At 41.9% G+C, this 13,493-nt stretch carries 12 protein-coding genes; 1 reads left to right on the forward strand and 11 read right to left on the reverse strand.

Annotated features, from left to right (window positions below):
* Positions 1–324: 324 nt before the first annotated feature.
* Positions 325–1,230 carry an AEC family transporter gene (locus tag J4N22_RS11485; protein ID WP_207494420.1) on the reverse strand — a complete coding sequence of 302 codons (906 nt, stop codon included), beginning with the start codon at positions 1,228–1,230 and terminating at the stop codon, positions 325–327.
* 355 nt (positions 1,231–1,585) lie between these two features.
* Positions 1,586–1,942, reverse strand: a complete 357-nt coding sequence (locus tag J4N22_RS11490; protein ID WP_207494422.1) for a hypothetical protein — start codon at positions 1,940–1,942, stop codon at positions 1,586–1,588.
* A gap of 481 nt (positions 1,943–2,423) precedes the next feature.
* On the opposite strand from J4N22_RS11490, the gene J4N22_RS11495 reads away from it, so the two are divergent.
* Positions 2,424–3,716 (forward strand): MgtC/SapB family protein, encoded by a 1,293-nt coding sequence (locus tag J4N22_RS11495; RefSeq protein ID WP_207494424.1) that lies wholly within the window; start codon positions 2,424–2,426, stop codon positions 3,714–3,716.
* A 458-nt stretch (positions 3,717–4,174) separates the two neighbouring features.
* Here the strand turns inward: J4N22_RS11495 and J4N22_RS11500 are convergent, their stop codons facing one another.
* From J4N22_RS11500 to J4N22_RS11540, 9 genes are all read right to left on the reverse strand, one after another.
* Positions 4,175–4,741, reverse strand: coding sequence for a hypothetical protein (locus J4N22_RS11500; RefSeq protein WP_207494426.1), 567 nt, complete (start codon positions 4,739–4,741; stop codon positions 4,175–4,177).
* Positions 4,742–5,153: 412 nt separating this feature from the next.
* A complete protein-coding gene (locus tag J4N22_RS11505) occupies positions 5,154–6,767 on the reverse strand; it encodes a serine hydrolase domain-containing protein (protein ID WP_207494428.1) in 1,614 nt (537 codons plus the stop codon).
* Between the two features lie 576 nt (positions 6,768–7,343).
* A complete protein-coding gene (locus J4N22_RS11510; protein ID WP_207494430.1) occupies positions 7,344–7,580 on the reverse strand; it encodes a hypothetical protein in 237 nt (78 codons plus the stop codon).
* A 149-nt stretch (positions 7,581–7,729) separates the two neighbouring features.
* Positions 7,730–9,265, reverse strand: coding sequence for an alpha,alpha-trehalase TreF (gene treF / locus J4N22_RS11515; protein ID WP_207494432.1), 1,536 nt, complete (start codon positions 9,263–9,265; stop codon positions 7,730–7,732).
* Positions 9,266–9,488: 223 nt separating this feature from the next.
* Complete coding sequence (locus J4N22_RS11520; RefSeq protein WP_207494434.1) at positions 9,489–10,610, reverse strand: MBL fold metallo-hydrolase; 1,122 nt, start codon at positions 10,608–10,610, stop codon at positions 9,489–9,491.
* Between the two features lie 211 nt (positions 10,611–10,821).
* Positions 10,822–11,079, reverse strand: coding sequence for a TFIIB-type zinc ribbon-containing protein (locus J4N22_RS11525; protein WP_207494436.1), 258 nt, complete (start codon positions 11,077–11,079; stop codon positions 10,822–10,824).
* Positions 11,080–11,351: 272 nt separating this feature from the next.
* On the reverse strand, positions 11,352–11,960 hold the full coding sequence (locus tag J4N22_RS11530; protein ID WP_207494438.1) for a hypothetical protein: 609 nt from the start codon (positions 11,958–11,960) through the stop codon (positions 11,352–11,354).
* A gap of 3 nt (positions 11,961–11,963) precedes the next feature.
* Positions 11,964–12,464: an RNA polymerase sigma factor gene (locus J4N22_RS11535; protein WP_207494440.1), complete on the reverse strand. Its 501-nt coding sequence runs from the start codon at positions 12,462–12,464 to the stop codon at positions 11,964–11,966.
* Entirely contained in the window at positions 12,461–13,297 is an 837-nt protein-coding gene (locus tag J4N22_RS11540; protein WP_207494442.1) for an alpha/beta fold hydrolase, read from the reverse strand. The genes J4N22_RS11535 and J4N22_RS11540 overlap by 4 nt, the downstream gene beginning before the upstream one ends.
* Positions 13,298–13,493 lie beyond the last annotated feature (196 nt).

Genomic DNA, 13,493 nt, shown 5'->3' on the forward strand with positions numbered 1-13,493 from the left:
AGTGAGAATAAAAAGAAACAGTTTGGAGGGGAGTACTAAAGTAGGTAGATAAAATAAAAAAAATAAATATTTTTTAAAAAACCATAATATTTAGTTCCTGCTGTTCCAGTTGCTCCTTTGCTAGCTCATGCAAGCACCCCTAGCAGCTCTAGGTGTTCGACAGCAGGATGTGCAAGGTCCTCCGGAGGGAGACCTTGCACTTTTATGAGTGGTTGCTCTCAAAACAACCGGGTCCCAAAAACAGCTTAATGTTGAACAAGGCAAACTGTACGTGCACTGCACAGCGTGCAACAAGAACGGCTTCCCCTACACATTAGTTCCAGGTCATAGAAAATGCCGGATTACAACATACCACACTCCAGTAGTTACTAATCCAATTAAGATGCTCACACCAATCACCTGGTTGAGCAGCCTTGGATTAAGATCATACTGCTCTGCAACAATTGCTGAAGAAACAAAGCTCGGCATGGCTGCTTCAAAAGCGGTCACCTGTGGCACCGGTCCTTTTGCTTGCAGCAATACCAGCAGTGTAAGAACGATGGCTGGCGCAATGGCCAGTTTATATAGCAGTACCGTTCCAATATGTCTTATTTCTTTTTTCCAACCACTAAACTGAAGTTGAAGTCCGATGGAAAATAATGCCAACGGAGCAACAATACTGCCCAATGAATTGAGTAATGGAAGTAGCGGATCCATATCGATCAACCTGCAAACTGACAATGCCAATACGGTAGCAATAAATGGAGGAAATACCAGCAGTCTCCTAAGCAAACTTTTGACTGATAAAGCGTCTCTTTTAGAAGAATAAATGGCTACTATGATACCGGCTGTAGACAGTAAACAATAAGTTACCTGGTCGCAGATCACACCTATTGACAAATATTCTTCCCCGAAATAAGCGATGATCAATGGGAAGCCAACAAAGGATGTGTTACTTAAGCCTGCGCCAAGCTTCAGTCCACCTTCTGTTTTTCTATCTAAGGCTGTAAGCTTTGCATACATCCTGATGTAGACCCATGCACATATCCATATAACAACAGGGCTGATGGCTGGTATCAACATGTTCCTGCTCCACTGTATGTAGGGTAGATACCTGAAAGCTATAGCAGGCAATCCTATGTAGATGATCCAGGCATTGATGGATCTATGAGAGAGAGGCGGCAACTTACCCCAGCGCTTCATCAGCATACCGGAAAACAAACAAATGAAGATCAGGATGAAGTTGCTCAATGAAATAGATTAACGGTAACACCAGCAATATAGCAGTGGTACCGTAAAATTATTCCTTACGGTGATATACCCAGTAATTTTGAATTTTGGTTGTATTGGCTGCAGTGCTGCCGATGCGTGTTGTTCGTTTGCTGATGTTCCAGGTGTTCCCCTTACAATCTGTGCAAGCTCTTCCAAAGGGAAACTTGTATTCTGGAAAAAAGTTGTTTTGAACAAAAGCAACTTCGCTTAACAACTACAAAAGTTTTCTGTGTCGGCTATTAACTCAATCCATTAACAAGGCATCTAACCTCAACTAAACAAAATAGGCTAAAAGCAATCGCTCTTAGCCTATTCTATTTGTTTGCACAACACTTTACTGGTTGCCAGTAGTTGAGCTACTCTTTGCCTTCAAACCCGCGGTAAAATTTTGTGCTTCTTTACCAATAGTGTCAACCACGCTTTCTTTTGCTGCGTCAATGGTTCGAGCAAGGGTGTCTGAAACACCACTTGCCTCAGCTTTTTCTTTGATTGTTTCAGCAAGATGTTTGGTGCTTTCTGCAAGACGGCTGGTTTTCTGTTTACCCTTTTCAGTAAATGCACTGCCCACCAATGCCCCCACAGCGGCGCCAGCTAAAGCCCCAATCAATACCTTCTTTAAGTCGCTATTAGTACTTGTGTTGTCGCTACTTGCGTAATTGTAATTTGAGTAGCCTGTCATTTCTGAGTTCATATTTTCGTTTTTGAATGATGTAATAGTTTACGTGCTGAAATAGCATAAAAAACAATGCCGAACATGCATGATTGATCTACATGTTTTGCAACAGCCTGTTTCACCCCAGCACGGGTGCTTGGGGGAGTTAATTCAGCAACCTATATAAGCCAGGTGCTATAGGCTATACAACCTCTTTCGATTTGTTATACAATTTCAGCGATCCAATATCATTCATTATTTGGCGTTGTCACTTTCAACTGTTTCATTCCTTGTAAATCCTCTAGGTATTTCCATGATCCATTTTGACGGTGCATTAGATTATGAACACTTTCCTGGACAAGTCATTACAGGGAACAGGAAAAGCAACATTCATTCTACAAGTTAGCTTTGCTGACCGCGCAATATATCTAACATCATTTTCTAAATATTAAAAAGGTTGTCTTTCTCTACAGGGACGGAATCAAGCATACGAGGCATAGAAATTTAAAATAGTTGATGTATGGATGAACAATCAATGGATTTAACGGCACCTACTGCCAATCATCTTATTCAACTTTCTATCTGTATAGGAATAGGTTTTCTTATTGGCCTCGAACGCACCTTTTCAAAACAAGTACAAGAAGGCGAAGAAGAATTTGCGGGTTTGCGTACGTTCACGCTGGTAGCTGTTTTTGGCTATATCTCCGCCTTTCTTTCTGCGCAGCTTGGTACATGGTTGTATGCAGTTGCATTTGCATCAATGGTTGCGCTTGTCATTGTTTCATATTTCAAAACATCTACTACGACACACAACATGGGTGGCACTTCTGAAGTGGCCACCATACTTACCTTTCTTCTTGGAGCGCTTGTATTTCTAAATCATGTACTGCTCGCACTTATCATTACAGTTATTACACTGCTACTATTGGCATACAAGCCTACACTGCATGTATTTGTAAAAAAGCTGTCACGTGAGGAACTGCTTGCCATCATCAAGTTCGTCATCATGTCGGCACTAGTCATTCCGTTTCTACCGGATACCAACTTTGGACCTTATAGTGTCTGGAACCTGAAGGACATTTGGAAGATGGTAATATTGGTTTCGGGAACGAGCCTTGTTGGTTACCTTATAGCAAAAGTTATTGGCAACAAAGGCACAGTGGTTGCCGGTGTAGTGGGTGGCCTGGTTTCAAGTACCGCTGTTACACTTACATTTTCGCGGCGAAGTAAACAAGCATCAGAACAAGCCGCTTTTTATTTTGCGCTGGCAATTATTTGTGCATGTACCATCATGTTTGCGCGCATACTTTTCGAGGTGTACGTTGTTAATCGTCAACTGGCTGCAGAGTTATGGATTCCTATGACCATACTTACTGCTACTGGTTTTGGAGCAGCCTTCCTTATTTTCAGGGGTAAAAAAGGTAAACAGGAAGCAGAATCAGTACCATTAAGCAATCCGCTCAACTTGGGTACTGCTATTAAATTCGCATTATTTTTTGCAGGCATCATGCTACTGGTGAAATACACCAGCGAAAATTTTGGCAATAGCGGTACTTACATCGCAGGTGCTATTTCAGGCATTACAGATGTAGACGCAATCACTTTATCGATGGCCAAAATGGCAAAGGGAGGCGATAACAATCAAATTGCTATTAATACCATTTTAATTGCGGCACTCTCAAATTCATTAGTCAAATTTGGCATTGTAATGATTGTAGGAAGTAAACCATTGGTTAAGATAGCTGCTATTGGTTTTATTTCCATCTTTGTGGTTGGAGGTGCCTATTTTCTCATTAATCTATTCTTGTTGTAAATGCGGGCCCAAGCCATTTCAAATGCTCTGCGCCTTGCGGTGCAGGTAGTATTGCATTGTGGTGCATAATTATTTTCAAGAAAATCATCAAAATCATTCCAGCATTTACTGCGACAAAAAACAAATAGATAATTATTGGCTAATGGTATACTGATGCTTGTAAAAAATAGGGAGGTAAATGTTCAGTTATTCAGTAAATGAATTTCATCCCAATACTGGATTAGAAACAGCAGGAAATCTATTTTATAAGAGAAAGGAACAAATTACAATACAAGAAAGAAAACTTAATTGAAGAAAACATGAAGAAGTAGGATATCAACTGCAGCATTGCATACAGGGAATGCAGTTGATCAATATAACTGAAGGATCGAAGTGATTCAACGGCACTTCGATCCTTGTGAGCTAGTTGTTCTATATTAATAAACAGGTTCTTTAAAATCTTTTTGTTGCGCCATGCTTTAAGGCACTTTGAAATAGGTATCCACAACCCCATTGCTGGAAGTAACCTGGAAACACTCACGGCCGCCCTGCGTAGTAAACACAAGCTGTTGATAAAGGAAGCAACGACCAGTATTTGTTTGTGTGTTCCATAGTTCATCTGCTCTCAACGCCCTGTTCTCTCCACTGCTTGATTTATAGGTTCCGCTGGTTGGAAAGAAACCCATATGTCCATGGTCGTCTGTTTCAAAGAAGCCAACATAAGAGATGTTCACTTCTAATCCAGTGCCTGCACCAATGGTAGAATAAAGATGGTTATAACAAGTGCCTGTGCCATCCGCTTTCACTATGTACTTGGATGCAAGTCCTGATGCAGGTCCCTGGTATACGCCGTTGTGGTCGTAGTAAGCGCCTGTACTGCCTTGTGTCCACATCCAGCTGCCTACCAGCCGAGGATCTATATTATGTTGCACTGGCGGTGGTGCGGGTGGCTCTACGGTTGATTTTTTACAACCGATGGTAGATGCTGCAATCATCATTAAACATGCAAATAATAATTTACTTTTAAGAATTGTTACCGTTTTCATTTTGTTTTGGTTTGATTACGGCTGCAAAAAAACAGGTAACCACGCCCGATACCAATCGCATAAATGTGTATGGCCAGATGAACGGCATAAAATACGGATGAAATAAGAGCCGGCATCTAAGAAAGGAAATTCTCAATAAAAACTAGCTTTCATTTCTGCATGAAACATAGCGCCACAACCGCCTTGTACCGTTCAATGGTAGATTGAATAATTCATTTACCACATAATAATGTAGTTAATTAATTATTGTGGTACAACGAGAAAAGCAGTTATTCCACACCAGCCCTTTAATTCAGAAATAGTAATTTTATTTACCGTCAGCAAATCCAATTTAATAGAAGAATAATATACAGAATTAAATAAAAAAGAGGTGCATTGACTGCACCCCCTTTAAAAGTTTACTTGATTGCTATTACCTGTTTACAATTAGCTTATGCTGGCTTGTTCCGGCAGCAGTTACAATATTTACCAGGTAGACACCATTGCTCATTTTTCTTGTGTCTAGCCTTAGTTGTTTCGTCTCTCCCTGTACAAGCCGTCCATTGAAGACCGTTGTTATATGCCTTCCGCTCAGGTCGTAGATGTTAACCAATGCATCACCAGCGCTCACTGCATTTATCTGCAACATAGCCACATCTTTTGCAGGGTTTGGATATAGCTTCAAGTTTGCTTGCATAGCTAGCTGATGGTTTGCAGGTGAAACCTGCGTAAAGGCATCTCTTCCTGATGCGTCACAACCACCAAGCACAGCGCCATTGCGAACTGCATTGCCTGCAGCAGCCCTTGCTATGCAACGCTCTATTCCGTTTTGACATACCACCAGCTTATCATCTTTGTTTCCACACATGAATACAGGCAGCGCTTCAAACAGGGCTTTGGCAAGAGGCCACACATCTACCTGCGATGTATTGCTTAAGATGGCGATGGTCATCTTCCTGTCGGGTTGGTACCACATTAATGCCCTGTAGCCGGGACCGCTTCCATTGTGGCCATAGAACCGTTCGGTGGTGCTTACTTTGTTGTTGGAGAATATGCCATAGCCCAGGTAATCATCATCTGCATCGGGCGTGTTGCTGATAGAACTGATCATGGCGTCCAGCGATTTCTTGTGAATAACCCTGCCGCCATACAGGCTATTACCCCACTCTGCCATGTCTGCAGCATTTCCTATCATTCCGCCACCGGTAAAAGCCAATGAACCAATGGCTGTAAATGGAAATACTCCTACATTGGCAACTACAGGTACAGGAAGTGGAACTCCAAACAGTTGAAGATTTTCATGAGGACTTGCAAGCGTTAGACCTGCCGGCTTTTGCTCTCTTACATCAAGATAAACAGACTGCAGTTGGAGTGGCTGAATAAACCTGGTCCTGAAAAGCTGCTGAACAGTTTGCCCTGTTGCCTGCTCAATAATATGACCCAGCAAAATGTAATTCGTACTAGAGTACTGCCGGGCAGTGATCGTGTTCTGGCTAACGAATGGCAGTATCTCAAGTGGCTGCCATACCCTACTCAAATCTAAACCTACGGCAGCAAGAATGGCCGGGTTCGTAACATAGTCGCTATAACCTGATTCATGCGCCAGCAATTGCCTGATGGTAACATTGGTGTTCAGGCCCTGTGCCTGCAACGCACTCACAGGTACCCATTTGGTTATTTGATCATCCAGGTTAAAAACCTTTTGGCGAGCAAGTTCCAGGACAAGTGAAGCAGTAAAGGTTTTAGTGACGCTATACATCCTGAACGCATCACCAGCCTCTAAAACTTCTACGGGTGGCTGAGGAAATCCTACATCAGTGTTTTGTGAAGCATAGCCTACTACGCCCTGCCACATAGCAACCCCGTCAACTTTTATAGCAACAGAGATTCCTCCAACCATAGACGGATCATAAAATTGCTGTAGCACGGCCTTTAATTGCTGATCAGTTTGAGTAGAAAATCCTTGTGCAGACGATTGGTAAAACAGGATGACGAATAATCCACTTACAAAGAACTTCTTGATTGTTGTGTACAATTGCTTTTTCATAAACAGTTTTTAAGGTGAAAAAAATGATAATGAATGGGTGCAATCAAGAGGTTAGCGCGTGTCGTTTATACTAAGAAAATAGAGCCAGAATACCAGGCGGATTACATAGGTTAAACACTGAGAAAAGAGAGAAAAATTACTGCTATCATCTAAAGTAGACTCATACCTAGAATAAAGCAAGCGAGAAGTAAAAAGATATTAGAAATGCGAAATTGTTCCTCGTAAGATGGATTATTGCAGGAGAATTTACAAGAAGGCAAAAACAGGTTGTTGAATATTAGCAAACTGGTGTGTTGCTGCAAGAAGTAGAAATAGAGTTTGCTGCTTTGTACGCACAAACTTGATGAAGGATGATCATTGCTTGTAGCTGCTTAGATCATCGTTAATGCATCCAGCTAATGACCTGGTATGGTACCGGCTGAAATAATGCTAATGAGCATCATTGCTGCCTGCCCCGATCATTTCGGGTCGCACACTTGTGCTGTTTGTTCAATCATGCTGCAGAGTGTTCTTCCGTTATGTGAAGTGAATGTGCTATTCAAAACACGACAATAAACAGGTGGATAATTTTCAAAGCTAGTCGCCATCTCCTCCACCATCTCCGCCATCACCTGCGTCGCACCAACTATCACCAGCACCGGCGCCGCCAAAGTCTCCGCCGCCATATACAGTAGAAGTGTCTTCCTCTGCACTGGTAGTCATATCGGGATAGCCACCAACCCAATCCGCACTTGTGCTACCTGCAACGCTGTCGGCTGCTCGCCTTGATCTTCGATCCCGCAGGTATTGTATCAGTCGTTCTATTTTATTCATACTTAAATTTTGATCGGGTTTACTAGCCCGCGGGAAGCATGGATTGAGCTTTTCATTCTCCTCAATACTTTCCCAACTGATTGTTGATTTCAGCTTATCAAAGGTCGACTAATAACAATATGTATGACCTGACTACTATGAACCTTTCATCAATTCTCCTTCATCCACAGGTATATGCCGTTGGTCCAGCCAAAGCCATCCTGGTTTGGATACTCTCCCCCACCGGCGGGAAGATCAATATCTACAACATTGTACTTCTCCATCATCTTACCCGTTTCTTTAAATACTTTATCATTCAGCACTAACCATCTACTTTTCAGTTCTTCAGCAGTATCATGAAAATCATAATTGCGGAGTGCTACATAAGTGATGTATTGCAGCGGAGCCCAGCCGTTGGGACTGTCCCATTGTTGTCCACTCTCGTAAAGCGATGAAACTACACCTCCGTGTTTTAAAAAGCTTTTGGTAATATGCTCATGAACATGATGTGCCTGTTCATTGGTGGCTAATTTAAAAAACAACGGAAACAATCCAGCCAGCGACATCACTTTTGTTGATTTATCTAATGCCAGATCATAATCCATAAAAAACTGTTCATCCTCGTTCCAGCAGTATTTGATGATGGCTTTTTTTCGCTTCTCCGCCTTTTGAAGGAAATAGGTACATGGTTCTGAAAATGAACTTTGATCATAGGCTTTAGCTAAGGTCAGTTCAAGATCGTATAGCAAACAATTTAAATCAACAGGTATGATATCAGTTGTATGAATGGTCTCCATACGATCTGCATCCTTGAACCATCGGCACGAAAAGTCCCAACCAGACTCACAGGCTGCACGTATATGACTGTAGAGTTTGCCGGGAGCCACACCACCAGGGGCACAATTATGCGCCAGTTCAACATCTTCATGATAAGACTCCGGACGAGGGGCAGGCAGATCATCCCAATAACGGTTCAGTATGCTTCCACAAGGCAATATGGCTACCCGTCGAAAAGAAGTTTCCTTATCACAAAGACGGAAATATCCATCCATCCAATAGTTGTATTCTTTTTGCATGTGCGGAAGGTAATTTGTCAATACTTCCGGTACATCTATCTCGGCAAGAAGACTTACCATCAATGCGAAAAAAGGAGGCTGAGAACGGGTGAGGTAATAACTACGATTGGCATTTGGAATATGGCCATACGCATCAATCAGGTAAGCAAAGTTGTGAACCATCTCTCTAATTAGTTCATGCTGACCTGCGATTTTTAGACCCAGCATGGTGAAATAGCTATCCCAATAATACAAACCCCTGAAACGACCGCCGGGAACGATATATGGCTTTGGAACAGGCAGCATAGAGCAATTCTGTTGCGAGGTGCGGGTGAGCAATGGCCAAAGCTGCTGTATATGTTCCGTAACCGGTAGTTGCTGGTTACTTTCATAATCTGTTTTTATCGGCTCCGGGATATGAAAATACTCTGCAACAAAATCAGCGAGGTCAAAGTTCTGCTTGTGTTTTTCGATCTCGTATAAGCTGAGTATCTCCTCCGGGGAACGCTTTGGAAAACAATCTGCAAATGTGATGGAATCAGGAAAAACCGGTTTCATCTGAACATCGTGGAATAATGGTCCAAACAACTGGTCGGGCGGCAATATGGCTGGTACCACATTATATATCGGCGGCGTTTCTATCGGCTTCATTCTCCTGTTGGTTTTACATGGTTGCCTGCTAAGTTAAGTCATCCTCCAAAGGCGTGCGTGGAGGGCCGTTATACCTATAGATGAAACAATGTGTAACACGAATAGAGAAACTATAAAAGGGAAATTACTTGAAGTGTTTAGTGGTTATTTGTTCTGCCTTAAGTTATAACTGAAGCAATAGGCTTCACTGTTTAATCCTGGCACTAGCTTCCACTCCATTTGATCAATCCTGTACCTGCTGCCACCATCGGGTTGTGGGTGTAGTGCCCGGTATAACTTTCTGGCCCATGATCGGGGTAACGATTTCTACCTGGGCTTTGTCAGCAAGTTCTGATACAGTTTGAATAGATTCTTCCCATGGATGAAGCGCTAAATCGAATGTAGCCAGGTGGATTGGAAACAGAAGTTTTGCTTTTACATCGCTAACAACCTTCACAGCTTGATCAGGAAACAGGTGTGTGTTTGGCCATCCATTATTCCACGCATCTATCTCTACAAAAGCAACATCAAATGGACCGTACTTATCCCCGATCTCTTTGAAGTGGTCACCGTAGCCAGTATCCCCACTCCAGAAGAACGATTTATTTCTACCCTTTACTGCATAGGAGGCCCAGAGCGTTTTGTTTCTGTCTTTGTTGCTTCTTCCTGAATAATGAACGCCGGGACATGCAGTGATCTCGGTAGTAGCCAACTTATAGTTTTGATGCCAACCCAGCTCAACTATCTTATCTTCTGACACACCCCAACCTATTAATCTTGCTCCAACGCCTAACGGCACAATAAACTTCATATCCATAGGAGCAAAATGCTTGATAGTATTTGCCTCCAGGTGATCATAGTGATCATGCGTGATTATGACAACATCAATCTTTGGCAACTCTTCGCGTTTGATTGGTGGATTACCAAATCGTTTGGTAATGCCAGGAAGCGGGCCTGCATTCTCGAAAACGGGATCTATCAATATACGCTGTCCCTCAAGCTCTATCAATGCTGTGGAGTGACCAAACCAATAAACAGCAAAATCACCAGGGGTCGTGGAGAAATCGGACTTTGTAAGATTATCAATTGGTAGTGGATTCTTGGGAGCATATGGAGACCGTGTAAAAAACCGCAAAAAACCAGGATCGCCACCAGTGGTTTTTTCTTTTGACATGATCAGTTTCTCTGGACTGATGAATTCATGTGATGATTTATCATAGTAAGGAATATCTGCAAATTTCTCTGTGCTAACATCTTCTGAATACCTGTCTCCTATTTGGTCATTTACATAAACCACTACTACAAGAAGCAGTAGTATCACAACTCCCAATACCACAAATGATATCTTCTTTAACCTTGATCTCATATTCTTTTACTATCTGAAAACGCTTTTACACCTCTGTACATAATAATCGCCAACTTCACATTTCCACCACTGTTGGTGTTGTCACCAACAGCATTGGATGTCCAGGCATACCTTTGTTGCAGGTCACAAGACCATGCAACGGCGAAGCTACAGGGAACACCAACAAGTGAAACAAAAAGGGCAAAGCTTTTTGCTTTACCCGTTAATCTCCTTAGAAGTCGAAGAAATCACTTAGAAATGACTTCTTTTTGTGCGAATACTTATGACCCTTGTTATAGTTGTCGTACTCGTATTTTTTGAAATCTCTTTCATAGTTATCCCTGCTGGCATAATGATCCGCAGCCCTTTCCATTATCTTCTCCATCTCGCCTTTATCAAGCCAGATGCCCCTGCAATTAGGGCAGTAGTCAATTTCGACACCATGTTTCTCGCTCATACTTAGTGTAGTGTCACAGTTTGGACATTTCATAGTGCAATATTTTTTATAAAGTTACTGGTTAAAGCCAAAGTCCGTGCTAGGCAACTGGTTCCCCTGTTTGCTGAAATCTTATGGTGTTCATTTGTTGCACTCCATCGTCAGAAGAATGTTGCACCTTTGTTGGTTTCAGTCGTCTTAAAAACGATTTGATTACCTTGTTTGCAAAACCCACACATACTTGCTGGCTACTATAAACACGGTAGAAAGCTTTTACAGGATGAAGTTCTCTCATCCTTCATTAATGATCAATCCCTGGTTGCTGCTTATTCTACATTAGAACCTCTTTCTGCCTGTTCACTCGTTATCTCTTTTCTTAGATTGGATAGGTGCAGCAGGTTTGCCATTTCTCTTTTTATTCCGTTTCTTATAACCACTGTAAGTATTATGCCTATTACTATAAAAGATACATGCATGGCGATCATCCAATACAAGGTGATATACTGGCTAAACTCGGGGGTGAGGAAATAAAAGCCTAGTACGTAGATGCCAATGATACCAATGGTTACAGGGCCGTGTACCTGCTTGCGAAAGTTGTAAAAGGATAAGGCTGCGCTGGTAGCTTTTTCTGCATTTTGCGAAAATTGCACTGCCCCCGATTTTACCATACTTATGATTTCTATTAGTATGCGTACCATAAGTCCACCGAGCATCATATATACACCTACCTTGCTAAGCGCATTTTTAAAAGGTGCTACATAATAAAAAAACAATGCTAATCCAATGAGGGTTATTGTAAGTATGAAGACTGTACCATAATGCGCATAAAGCACATTTCTTTTCTTCTCCTTAGCAATAGCAACCAGTTCTTTAGAAGAGCTGCCCGCTACTATTGAATCCTTCCCTCTTTTCCATGTTTCTATCAGGTCCTGCATTTTTTAATCTTGTTTTACTAGTTGACGCATTTTTTTCTTTATCCTGTGAATTTTCACTCTCAGGTGAATGGCATTTATCCCGGTAATAGCACCAATTTCTTCATAGGTCAATTCCTCCAGTATCATCATCATTATCAGTCGCTCTATGTGGGGGAGTGCGCCAATGGCTTTATACAGAGATTGGTAGTGGTCCTCAACCTGTTCCACTCTTTCAGGCGCTTCGGTATGCAGATCATCGAGCTCAAATGTATCATGCAATTTCTTGCTGGATCGCAAGTAGAGTAAGCACGTATTTACGGTTATCCTGTATATCCATGTTTTATAGGAAGCATCATTTCTAAACTTCTCCAGGCCGTGCCAGGTATTTATGAACACCTCCTGTGTTAGATCTTCTGCTAGCTGCATATCTCCGCGTACATAACCCAGGCAAAGCTGTTTTACCATGGGTAAGTACTGCTGGTGCAAAGAATGGAAAATTACCTGCCGCTCGTTGAGTTTGCTCATTTTTGTAAAAATGCATTTACCTGTGCACAAAACCATCCTGGCTGATCAAACATGATAAAGTGTTTACTGCCTATTGCAAATTCAATCTGTTTTTCATTCAATGTAGCATATTGCTTTTCCATGGTGGCTTTGGCCACCTCCATGGTAGGAAAGGTTGCTCCCAAAATCAATGTCTTTGCTTTAATCAACGGGAGTTTTTCCTCAAGGTCCACTTTTAAAAGATCAGTAAAACCATACACATAGGTTTTACGGTCAGCAGTCAAACTCCATTTTAAGATGGTATCATTCTTCTCCTTGTTATTCGTCATATTACCCGCCATCAAAGTAGCTACCTGTCTGAAGGCATCGTCTTTCATTTCCAACATTTGTTTGTTGTATGGGGAATTGTATTGTACCTGTTCCGCAGAAACGCCCGGCATCATCAAAGCACGCATGTTGGGTAAAGCATCCACTAATACAAGTTTATCAATCTTGCCAGGGAGCGCAGCAGCAATATCCATTGCAAGGGTGCCACCCATACTATGACCAATAATGGTAACCTGGGAAAGCTTTTCCTTGTGGATGTAAGCAATCAACTGCTGCTGGATAGAAGGATACCATGGCGTATCAATAGGCGCAACCCCACCAAAGCCTGCGTAAGTAATAAGATGACTTTCATAATTTCCTTCAAGGTTCTTAACCGTCTCGTACCATACAGAACCGGGTGTAGTAAAACCAGGTAAGAAAATTATTGGCTTTCCCGTTCCACGCTTTTCAACTATAAATGCAGGCGGCTGTGCAAAACCAAAAAAAGCGAAGAACAAAAAGAGACAGAGTGATAAAGCTTTTTTCATTTTTAATTATTTCTCACTTGGATACAGGTTGGAGAAAATTGTTACAAAAACTTCATTGTTTTTTTCTTGTTGCCTTAGCTGCTTCGTGGTAAGGTCTTTCATCATTATTTTTTAGTGCAGGCACAAATTCCCGCAGGTTATACTAGTTCTATCAAAATAAAACTTCCTGCACACACTTTTGTAAATGACACCTCCC

It is taken from the genome of Aridibaculum aurantiacum, from assembly GCF_017355875.1.
GTDB classification, from domain to species: Bacteria; Bacteroidota; Bacteroidia; order Chitinophagales; family Chitinophagaceae; genus Segetibacter; species Segetibacter aurantiacus.

Excerpts from the sequence above, each read along its gene's own strand:
- J4N22_RS11530 (WP_207494438.1), bottom strand. The coding sequence starts at position 11,960 with ATGCAGGACCTGATAGAAACATGGAAAAGAGGGAAGGATTCAATAGTA.
- J4N22_RS11540 (WP_207494442.1), bottom strand. The coding sequence starts at position 13,297 with ATGAAAAAAGCTTTATCACTCTGTCTCTTTTTGTTCTTCGCTTTTTTT.
- J4N22_RS11535 (WP_207494440.1), bottom strand. The coding sequence starts at position 12,464 with ATGAGCAAACTCAACGAGCGGCAGGTAATTTTCCATTCTTTGCACCAG.
- J4N22_RS11520 (WP_207494434.1), bottom strand. The coding sequence starts at position 10,610 with ATGAGATCAAGGTTAAAGAAGATATCATTTGTGGTATTGGGAGTTGTG.
- J4N22_RS11490 (WP_207494422.1), bottom strand. The coding sequence starts at position 1,942 with ATGAACTCAGAAATGACAGGCTACTCAAATTACAATTACGCAAGTAGC.
- J4N22_RS11500 (WP_207494426.1), bottom strand. The coding sequence starts at position 4,741 with ATGAAAACGGTAACAATTCTTAAAAGTAAATTATTATTTGCATGTTTA.
- J4N22_RS11510 (WP_207494430.1), bottom strand. The coding sequence starts at position 7,580 with ATGAATAAAATAGAACGACTGATACAATACCTGCGGGATCGAAGATCA.
- J4N22_RS11505 (WP_207494428.1), bottom strand. The coding sequence starts at position 6,767 with ATGAAAAAGCAATTGTACACAACAATCAAGAAGTTCTTTGTAAGTGGA.
- treF (WP_207494432.1), bottom strand. The coding sequence starts at position 9,265 with ATGAAGCCGATAGAAACGCCGCCGATATATAATGTGGTACCAGCCATA.
- J4N22_RS11495 (WP_207494424.1), top strand. The coding sequence starts at position 2,424 with ATGGATGAACAATCAATGGATTTAACGGCACCTACTGCCAATCATCTT.
- J4N22_RS11525 (WP_207494436.1), bottom strand. The coding sequence starts at position 11,079 with ATGAAATGTCCAAACTGTGACACTACACTAAGTATGAGCGAGAAACAT.